The 17,787-nt window shown below is 70.7% G+C and carries 14 protein-coding genes; 6 read left to right on the top strand and 8 right to left on the bottom strand.

Annotated elements, in window-relative coordinates; genetic code table 11:
• Positions 1 to 13: 13 nt before the first annotated feature.
• Entirely contained in the window at positions 14 to 859 is an 846-nt protein-coding gene (locus tag OG219_RS21710) for a DUF4239 domain-containing protein (RefSeq protein WP_266828939.1), read from the bottom strand.
• Here OG219_RS21710 and thpR point away from each other — a divergent pair.
• Positions 858 to 1,424, top strand: coding sequence for an RNA 2',3'-cyclic phosphodiesterase (gene thpR / locus OG219_RS21705; RefSeq protein ID WP_266828937.1), 567 nt, complete (start codon positions 858 to 860; stop codon positions 1,422 to 1,424). The genes OG219_RS21710 and thpR overlap by 2 nt on opposite strands.
• 135 nt (positions 1,425 to 1,559) lie before the next feature.
• Here thpR and OG219_RS21700 read toward each other — a convergent pair whose 3' ends face one another.
• From OG219_RS21700 to OG219_RS21685, 4 genes are all read right to left on the bottom strand, one after another.
• Positions 1,560 to 5,606, bottom strand: a complete 4,047-nt coding sequence (locus tag OG219_RS21700) for a polymorphic toxin-type HINT domain-containing protein (protein WP_266828935.1) — start codon at positions 5,604 to 5,606, stop codon at positions 1,560 to 1,562.
• A gap of 341 nt (positions 5,607 to 5,947) precedes the next feature.
• Entirely contained in the window at positions 5,948 to 6,676 is a 729-nt protein-coding gene (locus OG219_RS21695; protein WP_266828933.1) for a DUF6193 family natural product biosynthesis protein, read from the bottom strand.
• 143 nt (positions 6,677 to 6,819) lie between these two features.
• Positions 6,820 to 8,997 carry a S1 family peptidase gene (locus OG219_RS21690; protein WP_266828931.1) on the bottom strand — a complete coding sequence of 726 codons (2,178 nt, stop codon included), beginning with the start codon at positions 8,995 to 8,997 and terminating at the stop codon, positions 6,820 to 6,822.
• A 34-nt stretch (positions 8,998 to 9,031) separates the two neighbouring features.
• Positions 9,032 to 9,463, bottom strand: coding sequence for a hypothetical protein (locus OG219_RS21685; protein ID WP_266828929.1), 432 nt, complete (start codon positions 9,461 to 9,463; stop codon positions 9,032 to 9,034).
• Positions 9,464 to 9,892: 429 nt separating this feature from the next.
• Here OG219_RS21685 and OG219_RS21680 point away from each other — a divergent pair, with 429 nt between their 5' ends.
• Together OG219_RS21680 and OG219_RS21675 are read left to right on the top strand one after the other, a co-directional pair.
• Positions 9,893 to 10,885 (top strand): aldo/keto reductase, encoded by a 993-nt coding sequence (locus tag OG219_RS21680; RefSeq protein WP_266828927.1) that lies wholly within the window; start codon positions 9,893 to 9,895, stop codon positions 10,883 to 10,885.
• A 467-nt stretch (positions 10,886 to 11,352) separates the two neighbouring features.
• Positions 11,353 to 12,888: an MFS transporter gene (locus OG219_RS21675; RefSeq protein WP_266828925.1), complete on the top strand. Its 1,536-nt coding sequence runs from the start codon at positions 11,353 to 11,355 to the stop codon at positions 12,886 to 12,888.
• A 6-nt stretch (positions 12,889 to 12,894) separates the two neighbouring features.
• Here OG219_RS21675 and OG219_RS21670 read toward each other — a convergent pair whose 3' ends face one another.
• Entirely contained in the window at positions 12,895 to 13,575 is a 681-nt protein-coding gene (locus OG219_RS21670; RefSeq protein ID WP_266828923.1) for an SGNH/GDSL hydrolase family protein, read from the bottom strand.
• Between the two features lie 133 nt (positions 13,576 to 13,708).
• On the opposite strand from OG219_RS21670, the gene OG219_RS21665 reads away from it, so the two are divergent.
• Positions 13,709 to 14,674 carry a WD40 repeat domain-containing protein gene (locus OG219_RS21665; RefSeq protein WP_266828921.1) on the top strand — a complete coding sequence of 322 codons (966 nt, stop codon included), beginning with the start codon at positions 13,709 to 13,711 and terminating at the stop codon, positions 14,672 to 14,674.
• A 7-nt stretch (positions 14,675 to 14,681) separates the two neighbouring features.
• Here OG219_RS21665 and OG219_RS21660 read toward each other — a convergent pair whose 3' ends face one another.
• Both OG219_RS21660 and OG219_RS21655 read right to left on the bottom strand, forming a co-directional pair.
• Entirely contained in the window at positions 14,682 to 15,104 is a 423-nt protein-coding gene (locus OG219_RS21660; RefSeq protein WP_266828919.1) for a PPOX class F420-dependent oxidoreductase, read from the bottom strand.
• Positions 15,105 to 15,135: 31 nt separating this feature from the next.
• Positions 15,136 to 15,894: a TetR/AcrR family transcriptional regulator gene (locus OG219_RS21655; RefSeq protein ID WP_266828917.1), complete on the bottom strand. Its 759-nt coding sequence runs from the start codon at positions 15,892 to 15,894 to the stop codon at positions 15,136 to 15,138.
• Between the two features lie 96 nt (positions 15,895 to 15,990).
• Between OG219_RS21655 and OG219_RS21650 the strand changes: the two genes are divergently transcribed.
• Together OG219_RS21650 and OG219_RS21645 are read left to right on the top strand one after the other, a co-directional pair.
• Positions 15,991 to 16,968, top strand: coding sequence for an ATP-binding cassette domain-containing protein (locus OG219_RS21650; RefSeq protein WP_266828915.1), 978 nt, complete (start codon positions 15,991 to 15,993; stop codon positions 16,966 to 16,968).
• A complete protein-coding gene (locus OG219_RS21645) occupies positions 16,965 to 17,786 on the top strand; it encodes an ABC transporter permease (RefSeq protein WP_266828913.1) in 822 nt (273 codons plus the stop codon). The genes OG219_RS21650 and OG219_RS21645 overlap by 4 nt, the downstream gene beginning before the upstream one ends.
• The last annotated feature ends 1 nt before the right edge of the window (position 17,787 follow it).

The following is a 17,787-nucleotide window of genomic DNA, read 5'->3' as shown; positions in this document are numbered from 1 at the left end:
GCGTGGCGCCGGGTCAGGTGACCACCTGTATGCGCTCCAGGGCCAGTCGGAACGCCGTCGGGCCGACCTTGAGCGCCCCGCTGAACGGGTAGTTGAACTCGTAGACGATGAGGAGCATGACGCCCACGGTGAAGGTGAGGGAGAAGACCACGCCCGCGTGGGCGCGCAGGCTCTCCATCCCGAAGAGGTAGACGAAGCCGATGGTGACGAGGGCGCCCATCAGGAGGGCGATCCACAGGAGGGTGGGGACTCCGGCGGTGGCCGCCTCGTTCACCCGCTCGCGGCGCGCGTCGCCGAGCTGTGCCACGGCGTCGAGGGCGCCCCCGTAGCGGACCTCGTCCGCGCTCGTCCCCGGCTCCAGCGTGTTGATCGTCTCCCGCATCTCGGTGAACTGCCGCCAGGCCACCGGATCGTCCCGCTGCACGGCCATCAGCGGCCACTCGTCGTCGATCACCCTGCCGGTGTACTCCTCGACCAGAGCGCCGAGCCGGCCGCGGTCGGGCTGCGGGAGCGTACGGCTGTACCAGGCGATCTGGAGCAGCGCGTTGGTCTCCGTGTACGTGTTCTCGTGCGCCTGCGAGCGGGTCTCCCACACCCCGACGACGACCATCGCGAGGACGACCGCGTAGATCACCCCGACCTGCGCGTAGACGAACCCCATCGCGTCGTTGTTGGCCTTGCGTTTCTCCAGCGGCACCGCCCGGGCGACGCCGAACACCGCCGCCGTCGCCACCACCGAGCCGGCCAGCAGCAGCAGGATTCCGAGCACCGGCATGTGGACGTCCCCCAGGTCGACGTGCGTATCTCCATCGTCCGGGAGGGTCGCCGGATGATCCATTCCCTGGAAGGGTGACGTCATGAGACTCTTCGCGGCTGTGCTGCCACCCGAGGACGTGGTGAGTGAACTCGGCTCGGTGGTGGACGAGTTGCACGGGCTGCCGGGGGCGGATGCGCTGCGCTGGAGCGGCCGCCCGGGGTGGCACGTCACGCTCGCGTTCTACGGCGAGGTCGACGAGGACGTCGTGCCCGACCTCTCGGAGAGGCTGGCCCGCGCGGCCCACCGTACGGACCCGTTCGCCCTCGCTCTGCGCGGCGGTGGCCACTTCGGCGGACGGGCGCTGTGGGCGGGGGTGTCGGGTGACGTCCCCGTCCTGCGGCTGCTCGCCGACCGGGCGGAGGCGGCGGCCAGGAAGGCGGGCATCCCGATGGAGAACCGCCGCTACCGGCCCCACCTCACGCTGGCCCGCAGCCGCGCCGACGCCGACTTCGAGGCGTACGTCACCGGCCTGGACGCCTTCGCCGGGCGGGCGTGGACGGTGGGGGAGCTGTGCCTCGTCCGCAGCAACCTGCCGAAGTCGGGCGTCCCGGGCGAGCAGCCGCGTTACGAGGTGGTCGCCCGCCGGCCCCTCGGCCCGGCCGGTTAGGCTCAAGGCGTGGACCCGAAAACCCGGAACCGGATCATGGCCGGTGTGCTTGTGCTGATGTTCCTCGTCGTCGCGGTGGCTGCCGCGGTCGGCGGGTAGGGCAGCGCCCCTGGTCGGGGCGCTGCCCTGACGTGCTCAGTTGGGCGGATCGATGTCCACCTTTAGGCCGTCGTCGCCGTAGAAGGTCACGTTGCCCCACTCCAGATCGCCTCTGCCGTGGTACTTCGCGATCTGGGCCATCTCCCATTCCGTGGAATGCCAGGGCTTGCCCGGTTGTCCGTTCGCCACGGCGAGGTCGAACCTCTGTTGATACGTGGTGCCGGTGAAGCCCTTCAGGCTCACGGCGATCTTGCCGTTGTTCCGCATCACGTCGGTGACTCCGGCCATCCACCCGGTCATCGGTGTGCCGTCGGGCAGATAGGCCTGCACCTCGTCCAACTTGGGATCCATGAAGTTGTACCCGTTGAGGCGGGTGGTCTCGTCCGCGGCGTGCTCGCGCACCGCAAGGACCAGGACCTTGCACTCGGAGTTGTGGACGAGGACCGGGGTGTCTCCGGCCAGGACGTAGAAGGAGTGCAGTCCCGCGACGGTGAGGCTGTAGGTGACGGTCGTACGGGTGTAGGCGCGGTTGGCGAGCACCGTGGCGGTTTCGCCGCTGTCCGTGCGCAGGGTGTCGCCCGGCCGCAGGTCTTCCGCGGGCACCCAGGACCGGAGGCTGGTGCTCCAGAAGGGGTGCTCGTAGGTGGCCGAGAGGTCGGCGCGCTCACCGGTCGGCCCTCGGATGGTCAGGGCGGCGAGGTGTTTGTCGTCGTCCGGGGTGACGATCTGCTGCGTGACCCGCCGGGCCGCGGTCTCGCCGGTGACCGGGTCGGTGGCCCGGACCAGGTCGCCCGCCCGGACCTTCTCGATCGGCAGGCTGCCGCCGTCCGCCATGAGGACGCGGGTGCCGGGCAGGAAGCACTGGGTGCAGCCGCGCTGCAGCGCCAGTAGCGACTTGTACGCGATGCCCACCATGCGGAACTTGGAGTTCATCACCATGTCGCGGCCCAGTTCCCAGCACGCTTCGAGATCGCCCTTCTGGGCGCAGTTCTCCAGCTGGGTGAGGCCGGTGACGGCCTGGACGAACTCGTTGAGCTGCTTCATGCTCGCCTCGAGGGCGGGCCCCTGGGAGAGGATGTCGCAGTAGACCTCGTTGTGCTGGCACCACCGCCCGGGGTTCTCGACCGCCTCGCAGCCGAGGATCCCGCACCGGTAGAGCTCGGCGGGCGTGAGGCCCTCCTTCTCCTGGGCCTCCTTCGCGGCGACGGCCGCGCGGCGGCGGGCTTCCTCCTCCTCGCGGTACTTCTGGATGGTGACCACGAACGCCTCGGTCGCGGCCTGGGCCGCTTCCGCGGCGCTCTTGCCGGCCCGCTCCGCCGAGGTCTGGGCCGCCGTGGCCGAGGCCCACGCGGAGGACGCGGAGTTCTGGGCGAGTTCCGCGGACACGGTCGCGTCGCTGGCGGACCTGGCGGCGTTCTGAGCGGCCGTGTCCGCCCTGTTCGCCGCGGCCCGCGCCGTCTTCGCCGACTCCGCGGCCTGCTGCGCGGAGGCCTCGGCGTCATCGGCGTACTGGTCGGCCTGGGTGGAGTAGTCGGCCGCGTCGTCGGCGGACGCCTTCGCCGCCGCCGCCCACTGCTGGGCCTTCTCCGACTCCTTGCGGGCCGTTGCCGCGGTGGCCTGGGCCTCGGCGGCGTCCTCCTGTGCCTTCGCGCCCACCTGGGCGGCTTCGGACACGAGCTGCTGGACCTGCAACTGGTGGGTCAGCGACAGGAGGTCCTGGCGCTGGGCGGTGTACCGCCCGGACACCACGAACCGGTGCAGCAGGTCCGCGGGACCCTCCAGGGCGATGCGCGCGGCGGCGCTCAGCTCCGGGTCACCGCTGTCGACCAGCTGGGCGGCGGTCACCCGGTCGTCCTGGACCTGGGCCTCGGCGAGGGTGCTGGTGAGGAAGGTGCGGTAGGCGTCGGTGGTACCGGCGCTCAGCGCGGCACGCGCCTTGTCCTGGACGTTCGGGCCTCCGGTGTCGGCCGCCTGGGCGACAGCGATCCGGAACGCCTCCCGGCCGGCCTCGTACTGTCCCTCGCGCAGGAACGCGCCGACCGTGGCCGCGACGCCGTCGAGTGCCGTCTCGGCCGCGTCGCGGACCTCCTTGACGGAGCTCTCCTCGGCGAGGCGTTCCACGTCCGCGCGGTCGTCCTGCTGCTGGGCCTCGGTGCGGCCGGTGCGCACATAGGCGACGACTCCGGCGGTGTCGTCGCCCAGTGCCTCCTGGGCGGCGGCGCGCAGCCAGGGCTTGCCGTCCTGCGTGTCGAGCAGGGCGAGCTTGCGGCCCTGCGCGGCGATCTCCTCGTCGTCGGTGCCGGACTGGGCCTGCTGCGCCAACTCCTCGGCGGTGGCCTGCCGTTCGGCGGTCTCGGCGGCGTCCTGCTCGCGCTGCTGCGCCGCGGCCGTCTCCTGGGCCTTGAGGTCGCGGGCGTTCTCGATGCCCGCGTTGGTGCGGCCGAGCAGTTCTGCCGCCTCGACCTCGCGGGCCAGCGTGTAGACGGTCTGGGCCTGCTCGGCGGCCTGCGTGGCGGCGTTCGCCGCTTCGGTCGCCGCGTTGGCGTGGGCGGTGGACTTCGCGGCTGCGGTGGCCGCGTCGCCCGCGCTGTCGGCGGCCTCCAGCGCGGCCGTCGCCGCGTTCCTGGCGTGTACGGCGGCCGACCGTGCGGAGTCCCGGGCATCCCCGGCCGCCGTGGCTGCCTTGCGGGCCAGTGATTCGGCCTGGCCTGCGGCCCGGTTGGCCTCCGCGGCCTGCCGGTGTGCCGAGGCCGCGGCGGCCCGGGCGTTCGCCGCGGCGGAGCTGCCCGCGCCGGCGTACTGGCTGGCCAGTACCGCCGCGTCGGCCGCGGCGGCGGCGTTGGTGCCCGCGCCGGCGGCGGACCTGGCGGCGTCACCGGCGGCGGTGGCGGCCTTCACCGCCTGGTCGGCGGCGTCCGCCGCCCGGTCGGCTCCCTTGGCCGCGTCACTGGCCTTGGTGGCTGCCTTCCTGGCCGCGTCCGCGTTGGCCGCGTCGGTCGCAGCGGCGGCGGCCGAGTTGCGCGCGTCGGAGGCCGCGTTGGCGGCGTTGACCGCCGCTGCCGCCGCCTGGGCCGCTGCCGCCGCCGCGGTCCGCGCGGACTGCTCGGCGGAGTTGGCCGCGGAGATGGCCCGCTGCGCGGCCTTCGCCGCCCCGGACGCGGCGCTCGCCGCCCGGTTCGCGGCGCGTGCCGCGTCGGCGGAGTCCTGCTGCGTGGCCTCGGCCTCCGCGGCCGCCTCCTGCGCGGCCTTCTTGGCCTGCGCGGCTGCCTCGACGGCCTCCGCGGAGGCGTCCTCGGCCTTCGCGGTCTCCTCCGCGGCGAGCTTTCCGGCCCGCTCCGCCTGGTCCGCGAGCTCCGCGATGCTCGCGTACTCCTGGTCGCGGTTGCGGGCGACGAACTGTCCGACGTCCAGGAACTCCCGTACGTCGTCGATGGTTCCGCTCAGTGCGAGCCGCCCGGCGGCCCGCACATTGGTGCCGCCTGCGGCGATGATCTGGGCCAGCAGAACCCGGTCGTCCTGCTCCTGGGCCTCCGTCATCCCGGTGCTCAGGAACGTCTGGATGTCCTCGGCGGTGCCGGCGAGTGCCGCCCGGCCGCGCTCCTGGACCTCGGGGCCGCCCGCGTCGATCGCCCGGGCGACCAGGACCCGCTGGTCCTGTTCCAAGGGCTCCTGCCAGCCCGACTTCATGAACAGGGCGAGGTCGCCCGAGTCGCCGGCCAGCGCGGTGCGGACGGCGGCGAGCGTGTTCTCCCCGCCGATGGCGGCCAGTTGGGCGGCCTCGACGCGGTAGTCCTGTAGCTGCTGGTCCCCGTAGGTCGTGAGGAAGGCTGCGATGTCGTCTGCGCTGCCGACCAGCGCGGCCTCGGCGGTCGACCGCACCTCGGTGCCCCCGGACGCCCAGAGGTCCACCGCCTGCTGACGGAGGGTGCGGGATATCGGTACGACGGTGTCGTCGGCCGTGTCGTCGGCGGCGGCCGGGTACGTGGCGAGCAGGCCGGCCAGCACGGCCAGGGCCAGGGAGCTCGCTGTGCGTCTGCGGGCGCTTCCGCGTTTCCCGGAGCGCCCGGGTGGCTTTCCTCTCATGGATGTCCTCGGTTCGTCGAAGGGCCGCGCGGCCGGCCGGACTTCGCGAGGACCGGAGGCTGCGTGCGGCGGAACGGGTCGGCTCCGTCCGGCAGCCGCGGACGTCGTCGACCGACGACCGACCGCTCCTTTTACCCCGGGAAATCAGCCGTACCAGGCTGCGACCCTTTTATCGAACGCCGGACATTGCCACCGGAGAGCATAACTGGATGGCCATGGAAAAGGGAGTGGAATTGGGAAGTCAATTCCTTGCCCAGCCATCCCGTCATCCCGTCATCCCGGAAAAGGGTATTGCGGAGAATTTACCGGGCCATCCCGTTCAGGGGTCGACATTCGTACGGTCAGTCGGACCCGTCGGGGTGCCCCGCGACGGCCGGACCGACGGAGTCCGGGAGGTTCGCCAGGGCGAGCGCCACCGCCTCTTCCACGGTGGGGGTCTCGCCGAGCAGTCCGGTGTTCGTGTGCCGCAGGACGATGTACCGTCCGCCGCCGTACTGCGGGCTGATCGCGACCTCGGTCCGGTAGCGGCGCCCGGTGCAGGAGCTGAAGGCGACCGTCCAGTGGCTGGTGAAGGGGAAGAGCTGCCGCAGTCGGGGTTCCGCGTGCGCCGCCTCAAGGAGCAGGCCGAACTCGGGGAAGCTCGGGGTGTCGGCAGCCAGCTCCTTCAGCCGGTCCCACTGCGCCTCGACCGCCGCGGCGGGTCCCCGCTCGTGGGCCTCGGCGATCGCGTCGTACAGGAGGGAGGGCAGCGCCTCACGCATCCGAGGCACGGGCGTGCCCGCCGCCCAGAGCGCACCCGCCTCGACCACGTCCCGGAGCTCCGGCACCTGCCCGGTGACGATGTCGACCTCCCTTGCCCGGCCGATGACGTGGAAGCCACGGGCGTCGGCGTCCGGGAACACCAGGAGCGGGAGCCGGCCGGGGGCCGTGGTGGCGATACCGACCGAATCGGGAATTTCATTTCGGCCAGGAACGAGAATGAGAGGGACACCGAGGTCGGCTGCCGATCGCTCCAGCGCGGCGGCCAGGCCACCGGCTTCGATCAGGTCCGGATAGAATTCGGAATTCACCTGGACATTGTGGCATTACGCGACCTGGAAATGAACCGCAGTTCTCCTTTCGGTCCTGTGACGGTCGGTGGTGGCGGGCGGCGGGCGCCCCGCGGTCTCCCGGGGGTGCCCGCCGCCCACACCTGCGGTACGGCGGAACAGGCCTACCGCGCCGCGTATCCGAAGCTGACGTCCGCGGCCGGGAGACCGCCCGCGCCCGGCTGGTACGTCGTGACCGCGGCGACCGTGCCACCGGCCGTCACGTTGGACAGCGGCAGGGCGTACAGCGAGCCGTAGACGGACGGACCGTAGGGCAGACCGACGTACAGGCTGGTGCCGGTGAAGTGGATGCTCCTGCCCAGGTACTGGTTGGCGCCCGGGGTGCCGGGGATGCCGTCGCCGTCGCCCGCCTCGATCCAGCGGTCGCTCGCACCGGGCGTGCCCAGGAGCGAGAAGGTGCTGATCGCGCCCGCGTTCGCCACCGTACCGATGGCCTCGCCCGGGGAACCGACCGCGAGCCTCATCGTCGCCGCGGTGCTCACCGCGCGCGGCGCGGTGTTCACGGCGGTCACGGCCGAGCCGAGCAGGTCGCCGGCCTCCGCGGTGCCGGACACGTCGTCCTCACCGCTGCCCGTCGTGTACGAGTTGAGCTGGCTGTAGGTGCCCGCGGCGGCCACGTGGAAGGTGAGAACGGTGCCCGTGTCGACCTTGTTGACCTCGTCGACGATCAGGTCCTCACCCGGTGAGCCGACCACGAGGATCGAGTCCGTGGCGGCTGCCGCGCCCGAGGTGCGGTAGGGCACCAGCGCCAGGGAGGTGCCGAACAGGTCGCCGGCCTCGGCGCCGCCGGAGACCGTGTCCAGATCCTGGTCGAGGCCGAACAGCGGGGTGGGCCTGCTCTCGGAGTTCAGCGTGTTGGGGTTGAAGACCGCCAGGTTGCCGGCGTCCGCGTCGGTGCCGATGGTCTCGTCGGGGGCGCCGACGGCGACGTGGTTGGCGTCGGCCGCGAGGACACTGCCGAAGCCGTCGTTCGCCTCCACCGCGCCCGGCACGTCCGTGCTGTCCTGGCTGATGGAGACATTGGTGGTGCCGTGCACGTAGAAGACCTGGCCCGCCTTGGCGACGGAGCCGATGGCCTCGCCGGGCGCGCCGAACACCACGAACGGTTCGCCCGCGACGGTGGTGCCGGCGGTGACGGCGTGGCCCAGACGGTCGCCGCTCTCGTTGGCGGACGCGCCCAGGGAACCGGTGCCGGCGGCCTGCTCGAAGTGGGTGTCCTTCGTCGTCCCCGTGCCGAGGCCGCCCGGGGCCCCGTGCAGGATGTCGGCCATGCCCGCGTCGGTGGCGGTGCCGAGGTCCTCGGCGGGGGTGCCGACGACCAGATCGGTGCAGCCGTCCTGGTCGTAGTCGACGGTGTCGATGGCCTCGCCGAACCCGTCGCTCGCCTCGGCGGAGCCGGAGACCCAGTCGAGGGCCTGGTTGATCTCGGCGGTGCCCTTGCCGCCGCCGTACACGATCCGCACCAGACCCGCCTTGGCGACCCCGCCGACGGTGCCCTCGGGATCGGAGACGGCGATGTCCTCGGTGCCGTCGCAGTTGAAGTCGCTCACGGGCGCCGCGCCGGTGGTGGCGGACACCCAGGCGGACAGGTCGTCGGAGCGGGCGGCGACCGCGCCGGTGCGGGTCTCCGTCTCTCCCAGGCAACCGCCCTGCCAGGACCGGCTGCCGACACCGACCAGCTGGGCGGTGCCGCTCGTCTCACGCAGCAGGGGGCCGCCGGTGTCGCCCTGGCACAGTGCGCCGTCCAGGCCGGTGACGGTGAGGTCGTCGGTGCCGACGGCGTCCACGCCGAAGGCGGTGGTGTGCGCGGTGTCCGTCACCCAGTCGGTGGCGGTGCGGCCGTAGCCGACCGCTCGCAGTTGCTCCCCCGCGGTGGGTGCGGTGGACGCGACGGTCACGGGGGTGACCCCGGTGACGGGCCGCGCGAGGCGGGCAAGGACCAGGTCACGGCCGGCCCGCGGCACGAGCTGCACCACGGCGCTGGTCTTGCCCGCGACGGTGGCGGTGGCCGACAGGGCGGGCTTGCCCGCGGCGACGGTGGGCACCTCGGGGTCGGTGGCGAAGCAACTCGCCGCGGTGAGGATCCAGTCGGAGGCGACGAGGGCGCCGCTGCAGGCGCGGGCCGTGTCGTCGGCGCCGAGGGACACCTTGGCGGTGAAGGCGTAGGAGCCGGCGGACACGGGGTCGCCCGCGACGGCGTGGGCCGGGACGGCGAGCAGGGCTCCGGCGGTGGCGACGGCCGTCACCAGCGCGGCGCCCGCGGAAGAACGCAGGGAGGTCACGTTTCTCGATTCCTTGACGCTGGGCACGGCCGGGTCAGCCGGTGACACGGATCTCGACGAGGACGGAGCGGGCGCCGCCCACGGTGCCCTCCCCGACGCTCTCGAAGCCGCCCTCGGCGACGGCGACGGTGGTCGTCGCGCCGTTCGCGGTGAGGTCGGCGCTGATCGGGTGGTCACCGGTCTCCAGGGCGAAGACCCGGGGCAGTTCGAGCGTGAGGTAACCGGACGCGGCGGTGGCCTTGAAGCAGTAGTCGCCCCTGCGGCCCGCGGTGCTGTCCGCCACGGTGTAGACCCTGATCTGGTCGGCCGAGCCGTCGCAGGTGACGAGCACGATGTGGCCGTCGCCCTTCTTCAGCAGGATGCCGTCGGACGCGAGGATGCCTGCCGCGCCGGGATAGGCGAACTGCTCCACCGCGACGGGCGGTGTGTCGGCCGCGGTGACCGCGGAATCGTCGGCGACGGCCATCGGAATTCCTACTGCCGCCCCCAGGATTCCGATGAGTCCGGCGAGACCGGCGAAAACTAGACTACGAGCGCGGAAATTCACCGCACCCTCCTTTCGGGTGCGGCATTTCCATGCCGAAAGCCGCGCCCCCCGCGAGCACTGAGTTAACAAAGATCGTCCACAACTTAACCACAAGTTCGCCCGCCGTCAATCTGTTTTCAAGGTGTCCAATCCGCTCCGTTCTGAGGTATTTGGCTGTGCTGGAATTGGGGAAATGGGCCATGAAGGATAATGATCGGCAAAATGCATAAATGCCGGGATCATGCACCGTCCACGCATCGCCGAGGGCCCGGTGAGGTGGCGAGAGCCCGCTCCCCGGTGCGACAGGCGGATGAAGCGCCGAGCGGAACCCTTGCTTCGAGCGGACTCGAAGGCGTTGGCTGGGGACTCATGAAGTACACGCAGCTCGGACGCACGGGACTCAAGGTCAGCCGGCTGGTCCTGGGGACCATGAACTTCGGACCGCAGACCGACGAGGCCGACAGTCACGCCATCATGGACGCCGCGCTGGACGCGGGACTCAATTTCTTCGACACGGCCAATGTGTATGGCTGGGGCGAGAACAAGGGCCGTACCGAGAGCATCATCGGCAATTGGTTCGCGAAGGGCGGCGACCGCCGCGACAAGGTCGTTCTCGCCACCAAGATGTACGGGAACATGGGCCCCGAGGGCGAGGCCTGGCCCAATCACGACCTGCTCTCCGCCCTCAACATCCGGCGCGCCGTCGACGCCAGCCTGAAGCGGCTGCAGACGGACTACATCGACGTCTACCAGTTCCACCACGTCGACCGCCGCACTCCTTTCGAGGAGATCTGGCAGGCCATCGACGTGCTCGTGCAGCAGGGGAAGATCCTCTACGTCGGGTCCTCCAACTTCCCCGGCTACAAGATCGCCCAGGCCAACGAGATCGCCGCCCGGCGCGGCGGCACCATCGGACTCGTCAGCGAGCAGTGCCTGTACAACCTCGCCGAGCGGCGCGCCGAGATGGAGGTGATCCCGGCGGCCCAGGAGTACGGGCTCGGGGTCATCCCCTGGTCGCCGCTGCAGGGCGGGCTGCTCGGCGGGGTCATCAAGAAGGAGGTCACGGGCGGGCGCCGGGCGAGCGGCCGGGCCGCCGACACCCTCGCCGACCCCTCCGCACGCGCGCAGATCCAGGCGTACGAGGACCTGCTCGGCAAACACGGGATCGAGCCCGGCGAGGCGGCCCTGGCCTGGCTGCTGACCCGGCCCGGCGTCACAGGACCGATCGTCGGTCCGCGCACGGCCGAACAGCTCGACTCCGCACTGCGCGCCCTCGAGCTGGAGCTGAGCGACGAACTGCTGGCCGGCCTCGACGAGATCTTCCCGGGTCCCGGACCGTCCCCGGAAGCGTTCGCCTGGTGATGTCCTGAGCGGGCGGCCACACCCGAGAGGGCTCGTGGCCGCCCGCTTTGTTTTGCGTTTTCCGGGAAGGTGTGGGCAAGAATATTCCGCACCCCTCCAATTCCCTTGAGATCACACTTCGGGCGGGAAATCAAACCGGATCAAAAACGGATCCCGATGTCTCTCGGGGTGTGTGCTCACAGTCCAGAGGCGTTCGTCAAGCGCGATAATTGCCACACCGGTGAGGTGCCCCTTGTGTGGCCGCCCGGGCGAAAATGGCTGGTAGGGTCGAGCTTCGTCCCGAGCCCCGTTGCGCCGTATCGGCGCCGAACCTCGGATTGCACCATGGGCGTTCCGTCTCGCCGGATCGATTCCGTTCGCCCTGTTTCTCTCGCGCAATGGAAGTTGACTCTTCGGGTCTTTTCCGTTCTCCGGGGAAATGCTTTCAATCCGCCTCTGGGTTTCCCGCCCGCCTTTGGAGTACTCCCATGTCTGCTGACAGCACCGCTGTCGTCGCCCCCGCGGGGCCGGATGCCTCCGGCCCCGGTCGCGTGTCCGGTGGACCGCATCTCGGACTCGCCCTGGTGGTGATCGCCGCGGCCCAGCTGATGGTGGTCCTCGACGCCACGATCACCAACATCGCCCTGCCCGCCATCCAGACCGACCTGGGCGTCTCCGACTCCAACCTGGCGTGGATCGTCAACTCGTACGCGCTGGCCTTCGGCGGACTCCTCCTGCTCGGCGGCAAGGCGGGAGACCTCTTCGGGCGCCGGAAGATGTTCCAGGCGGGCATCGCCGTCTTCACGCTCGCCTCGCTCCTTGGCGGGCTGGCCCCCAACGAGGGGCTGTTGATCGGCGCGCGCATTCTGCAGGGTGCGGGGGCGGCGCTGGCCGCGCCCAGTGCCCTGGCGCTGATCACCACCACGTTCCCGGCGGGCAAACCGCGCAACACGGCGATGGGCGTGTACGCCGGGATGGCCGGCATCGGTGCCACGGTCGGGCTGCTGATGGGCGGCGTACTCACCGACCTCCTGGACTGGCGGTGGGTGTTCTTCGTCAACATTCCCATCGGGCTTGCCGTGTTGGCCGGGACGCGGACCCTCGTCGAGGCCGAGCGGCACGCGGGACGGCTGGACGTGCCCGGCGCGATCACCGGCACCGGTGGGCTGATCGCCCTGGTCTACGGCATCACGCGGGGCGGCGAGCACGGCTGGACGGGCGGCCTCACGCTGGTCTCCTTCGGCGCGGCGGCCGTACTGCTCGCGGTCTTCCTGGTGGTCCAGGCCCGGACCACGCACCCGATGATGCCGCTGCGGCTGTTCAAGGACCGCAGCCGGTGGGGGAGTTACGCCACGATGCTGTTCATCGGCGCGGGCATGTTCGCCACCTTCTACTTCCTGACGCTGTACATGCAGCTGATCCTCGGCTACAGCCCGGTGAGGACCGGCTTCGCCTATCTGCCGTTCAGTTTCGGGATGGCGGCGGCCGCGGGTCTCAGCTCCAAGCTGGTCGCCCGGTTCGCCCCGCGGGTCATCGCCGGGCCCGGGCTGCTGGTCGCGGCCGTGGGCATGTGCTGGTTCGCGACCCTGGAACCGGACTCCTCGTACGCCGCACATCTGATGCCCGCCATGTTCGTCACGGCGCTGGGCCTCGGCGCGAGCTTCGTGCCGATGACGCTCGGCGCGGTCAGCGGTGTCTCCCACGAGGACACCGGGATCGCCTCCGCGCTGCTCAACACCGCCCAGCAGATCGGCGGCGCCCTCGGCCTCGCCGTCCTGTCGACGATCTCCACATCGGCCGCGAACGACAAGCTGCCCGAGGCGGCCACCGCTCTCTACCGTGGCCTGGCCACAAGGGACTTCGCCCTGACCGCCCGGGCGGGCGAGGCCGTGACCCACGGCTACACCATGGCGTTCGTCGCCGCCGCCGGCATGTTCCTGGCCGGCCTCGCCGTCACCGCGTTCGCCGTCAAAGCCGGGAAGCAGCAGCACGCCGAAGGCGCGGCTCCGGTCCACCTGGGCTGAGTTGCCTCAAGCGGAGGCGGAGTAGGGCTCGCCCAGGTCCCAGGCCTGGTACATCGCCTCCGCGAAGGCCTCCGCGATCCTGTGCTCGCCGCTCTCGTTCGGGTGCGTGCCGTCGTACGTGTCGAGGTGGACGTCGTACGAGGCCGGAGGCGACGCCAGGAGTAGGGGGGAGCGGGGTTCGTCGAGGTCGGCGACGGTCTTGGCGAGGAGTTCGTTGAACGCGGTGACCTCGGTGGCGAAGGGGGCGTCGGACTCGGCGCGGACGTTCGGGATCACCGGGAGCACGACCATGCGGACGCGGGGGTTCGCGGCGCGGGCCTCCGCGATGAAGGCCCGGGCGTTGTCGGCCGTCTGCACCGCGTTCGTGTAGAAGCCCAGGTCGATCAGGCCCAGGGTGACCAGCAGGATGTCGGCGCGCTGCGTGCGGACCGCCTCGCCGATCAGCGGGGTCATGTGGAGCCAGCCCTCGCCCCAGCCCGCGAGGTGGGCGCGGGGGAAGTCCGGGTCCGCGTACTCGTAGGAGTCGGGGGACTCCGTCGCCTTGTCGTAGAGCGTCTCGCGCGGGCCGACGATCCGGAACGGGCCCGCGTACGTCTCGCGCAGGTGCTGCCACATCCGGTAACGCCATGTGTGTTCGCCCGCGCTTCCGATCGTCTGGGAATCGCCGACGGGCATGAACCTGAGCATCCGCTCATCATGAACGATCGGCAGGGATGGCATGGGCGGTGCGGGTGTGAGGCTGGACACGCCTCGTGACCGGTCGGCCGGCCGGTCACGAAGGCCGATGTGAACGCCTGTCCGGGATGGCAGGCTTGGGGGCATGCGCCGACCGCTCGTGTTTCTCGCCGGGGTCCTTCTCGTGGGTGCGTTCGCCGCGCCCGCCTTCGCCGCCGACGGGGACGAGGACTTCACGATCAAGGACCCTCGCATCACGGAGTCCAGCGGCCTCGCCGCCTCCCGACAGCACCCCGGGATCTACTGGACGCACAACGACCAGGACAACGGCGCCTACCTCTACGCCGTCGACAGCAGCACCGGCGAGACCGTCGCGACGATCACCATGACCGGAGTGGGCACCCCGCGCGACGTCGAGGCCATCCAGATCGGCCCGGACAACCAGATCTACGTCGGTGACATCGGCGACAACGACGGCGTCGTCTGGGACTACGTATGGGTCTACCAGCTGCCCGAGCCCAAGGAGCTCAAGGACCAGACGATCCGCACCACGCAGTACGTGGTCAAGTACTCCGACGGACCCCGCGACGCCGAGTCGCTGATCGTGCACCCCAAGACCGGGCGGGTCTACATCATCGACAAGCAGGAGGACGGCGGGCACCTGTACGAGGGGCCCGCCAAGCTCTCCGCCTCCGGGACCAACGTCTTCAAGCCCGTCGTCCCCGTCGACCTGTGGGCCACCGACGCCGCCTTCTCCCCGGACGGCACGCAGCTCGCCGTACGCGGCTACTTCGGCGGGATCTCGTACGACTGGAACGACGGGAAGATCAAGAAGCTGGGGCGGATCAGTGTGCCCCTCGGGCAGGGGGAGTCCGTCAGCTACTCCACCGACGGGACCAAGCTCATGCTCGGCAGCGAAGGGGCCGGGAGTTCGGTCGTGGCCGAGGATGCCCCCGGGGACGCCGGCGAGGCATCCAAGTCGCCGTCCGGGAGCGGGAGTTCGGCACAGGGCGGCGATGGCGACAGCAACGGCTACAAAGTCGGCGCCCTGGCCCTCGCCATCGGTCTTGCCGTCGTCATCGGGTTCAAGCGGCTGCTGCGGCGGTCGTAGCCGAAGGTCAGTCTTCGGTCTTCTTCTCCTCCTCCACCGGCCGCACCTCGTAGTGCAGCGTCGGCGTCCGCATCACCTTGTGGGCCAGCGGCACGAACACCCCATGTGCGAAGGGGTACTTCTTCCGCAACAGCTGGGCCGCGTGCTTGTCCTCCGGGCTGCCGAGGTCCAGCAGCCGCGTCCGGGCGTGGATCTCGGGTCCTGTCGGGGCGCCGCGGACGGTGGAGGGGGCGATCTCCACCTCGGGGTTGTTGCGCAGGCGCTTGGCCTTCCAGGCGCTGCCCGGGGTGCGGAAGTACGCGTGGTCCCCCTCCACGGCGATGTTGACGGGGGTGCCGACGCCTGTGCCGTCCTTCTTGTGGCTGGTGAGGAGGACGGCCCATTGCTTGACGAAACGGGTGAGTTCGGGGCTCGTACTCGGAGTACTCATGCCTCCATACAGGCACTGATCGCTCGGTTTGTCACCCTTTGGCGCGCCGGGAGACGAACGTTTCGAGCCCGTCGAGGATCCGCTGCAGCCCGAACTCGAAGTGGTCGAATTCGGTACCGAAGGCGTCCTCGCTGAGGGAGGCGAGGAAGGGGTGGTTGCCGTCGGCCATGACCTTCTCGAAGACGGGGATGTGGGCCTGCCAGAACTCGGCGTCGGTCAGACCGGTCCTGCGCTCCGCCTCCTCCTGGTACACCTGCGTGCGGGCGGCCCCGACGACGTATCCGTCGATCATCACGATCGCCGAGACCAGCTCCGGATCGGACAGGCCCATCGGCTTGATGCGCGAGAGCATCTTCTCCATGCCGTCGAGCGCGCTCGGGCCGAGGATCGGGCGGGACTGGTTGACCTGGAGCAGCCAGGGGTGGCGCCGGTAGAGGGCGAGGGTCGCCCGGCCCAGGGCCTCCAGGGCCGAGCGCCAGCTCCCGTCGCCGAGGTCGGCGGGGTTCTCGGACGGCCTCTGGACCCGGTCGAGCATCAGGTCGAGCAGCTCACCCTTGCCGGGGACATAGCGGTAGAGGGACATCGCGCCGGTGCCGAGTTCGGTGCCGACCCGGCGCATCGAGACCGCGTCAAGGCCGTCGGCGTCCGCGACCAGGATCGCCGCCTCCACGATCCGCTCCAGCGTGAGACCCGGCTTGGGCCCGCGGCTGGGGCGCTTGCCGGTGTCCCACAGCAGTTCGAGGGTGCGCCGGATGTCGCCGCTGCCGCTGGTCTCCGTGCTGCTTGTCATGGGTGCAGCTTAGTTCCGTGGCGAAAAACTGGGTACGTCGTACGCGTAATCGGGTACGGTGTACTCAGTTAAGGGGAAGAGGGAGAAGGGGGAACCATGAGCGAGGGTTACGCGGTACGGGCCGAGGGCCTGGAGAAGCGGTACGGGGAGAAGCGCGCGCTCGACGGCTTCGATCTGGCGGTGCGGGAGGGGACGGTGCACGGCCTGCTCGGGCCGAACGGCGCGGGCAAGACCACCGCCGTCCGCATCCTGTCCACGCTCCTGCGGCTCGACGGCGGGAGTGCGACGGTGGCTGGCCTCGACGTGGCACGGCAGCCGCGGGAGGTGCGGGCGCGGATCGGGCTCACGGGGCAGTACGCCGCCGTGGACGAGGTGCTCACCGGGCGGCAGAACCTGGAGATGTTCGGCCGGCTGTTCCATCTGGGCGGACGCAGGGCGCGGCTGCGGGCGGGGGAGCTGCTTGAGCAGTTCGACCTCGTCGAGGCCGCCGACAAGGGAGTCGGGAAGTACAGCGGCGGCATGCGGCGCCGGCTCGACCTCGCCGCGTCGATGATCCTCACCCCGAGCGTGCTGTTCCTGGACGAGCCGACGACCGGGCTCGACCCCCGTGGCCGGGGTGAAGTCTGGGATTCCGTACGGGCGTTGGTGACCGGCGGTACGACCGTCCTGCTGACCACGCAGTACCTGGAGGAGGCCGACAAGCTCGCCTCGCACATCACCGTGATCGACCAGGGCCGGGCCATCGCGGACGACACTCCGGACGGGCTGAAGGACACGGTCGGCGGCGACCGCATCGAGGTCGTGGTGAGCGAACGCGCTGACATCCCGCGGGTGGTGAAGGTGGTGGCCCGGGTCGCGGACGGCGAACCCGAGTCGGACGAGACCGAACTCCGCGTCCACGCGCCGGTGACCGACCGGGTGGCCGCGCTCACCGACGTGGCGCGAACCCTCCAGGACGAGGGCGTCGCCGTCGAGGACATCGGACTGCGCAGGCCGAGCCTCGACGACGTGTTCCTGCGCCTGACCGGACACCGTACGGAGAGCTCTCCCGAGGACGAGGAAGTGGCCGCATGAGCGCGCTGGAGCTGACCGGACCGGGCGATCGCGGTCGTACGTACTGGGCACTTGTCGACTGCTGGAACGTCGTCCGGCGCGGACTGACCCACTATCAGCGCCAACCCATCAACATCGTCTGGCAGTTGGGCTTCCCGATCCTTTCCGTGCTGCTGTACGGGTACGTCTTCGGCAGCGCGATGAAGGTGCCGGGCGGCGGGGACTACAAGGACTTCCTGATGCCGGGCATGTTCGTGATGACGATGGCCTTCGGCTTCATCAACACCGCGACCGTCGTGGTCTACGACTCCACCAAGGGTGTCATCGACCGGTTCCGCTCGATGCCGATGGCGCCGTCCGCCGTGGTCGCCGGGCGCGGAGTCACCGATCTCATCGTCGCCTGCGCGGAGTTGACGATCCTGATGCTCACCGCGGTCGCCATGGGCTGGCGCCCCGACGGCGGATTCGGCTTCCTGGCGGCCTTCGGACTGCTGCTCTGGCTGCGCTTCTCACTGATCTGGCTCGGCGTGTGGCTCGGCCTGATGGTCCCCAACCCGGAGGCGGCGGGCGGGCTGTTCGCGGTCGCCTTCCCGCTGACGATGATCTCCAGCATCTTCGTCGCACCGCAGCTGATGCCGGACTGGCTCGGCTTCGTCGCGGCCTGGAACCCGATCTCGTCCACGGCGGCGGCCGCGCGCGACCTGTTCGGCACGCCGGTCGGCAGCGGGGACTCATGGGTCGAGCAGCACGCCCTGCTGATGGCGGGCGTGTGGCCGCTGGTCCTGACGCTGATCTTCCTGCCGCTCGCGGTGCGGCGGTTCAGGAAGCTCAGCCACTGAC

The organism is Streptomyces sp. NBC_00038, from assembly GCF_026343635.1.
In the GTDB taxonomy this organism is placed as follows: Bacteria; Actinomycetota; Actinomycetes; order Streptomycetales; family Streptomycetaceae; genus Streptomyces.
Note: the sequence above shows the minus strand (reverse complement) of the source record. Positions and strands in the feature narration are given on the sequence as shown.

Excerpts from the sequence above, each read along its gene's own strand:
- OG219_RS21710 (WP_266828939.1), bottom strand. The coding sequence starts at position 859 with ATGACGTCACCCTTCCAGGGAATGGATCATCCGGCGACCCTCCCGGAC.
- OG219_RS21650 (WP_266828915.1), top strand. The coding sequence starts at position 15,991 with ATGAGCGAGGGTTACGCGGTACGGGCCGAGGGCCTGGAGAAGCGGTAC.
- OG219_RS21685 (WP_266828929.1), bottom strand. The coding sequence starts at position 9,463 with ATGGCCGTCGCCGACGATTCCGCGGTCACCGCGGCCGACACACCGCCC.
- OG219_RS21645 (WP_266828913.1), top strand. The coding sequence starts at position 16,965 with ATGAGCGCGCTGGAGCTGACCGGACCGGGCGATCGCGGTCGTACGTAC.
- OG219_RS21665 (WP_266828921.1), top strand. The coding sequence starts at position 13,709 with ATGCGCCGACCGCTCGTGTTTCTCGCCGGGGTCCTTCTCGTGGGTGCG.
- OG219_RS21655 (WP_266828917.1), bottom strand. The coding sequence starts at position 15,894 with ATGACAAGCAGCACGGAGACCAGCGGCAGCGGCGACATCCGGCGCACC.
- OG219_RS21680 (WP_266828927.1), top strand. The coding sequence starts at position 9,893 with ATGAAGTACACGCAGCTCGGACGCACGGGACTCAAGGTCAGCCGGCTG.
- OG219_RS21670 (WP_266828923.1), bottom strand. The coding sequence starts at position 13,575 with ATGCTCAGGTTCATGCCCGTCGGCGATTCCCAGACGATCGGAAGCGCG.
- OG219_RS21675 (WP_266828925.1), top strand. The coding sequence starts at position 11,353 with ATGTCTGCTGACAGCACCGCTGTCGTCGCCCCCGCGGGGCCGGATGCC.
- OG219_RS21700 (WP_266828935.1), bottom strand. The coding sequence starts at position 5,606 with ATGAGAGGAAAGCCACCCGGGCGCTCCGGGAAACGCGGAAGCGCCCGC.
- OG219_RS21660 (WP_266828919.1), bottom strand. The coding sequence starts at position 15,104 with ATGAGTACTCCGAGTACGAGCCCCGAACTCACCCGTTTCGTCAAGCAA.
- thpR (WP_266828937.1), top strand. The coding sequence starts at position 858 with ATGAGACTCTTCGCGGCTGTGCTGCCACCCGAGGACGTGGTGAGTGAA.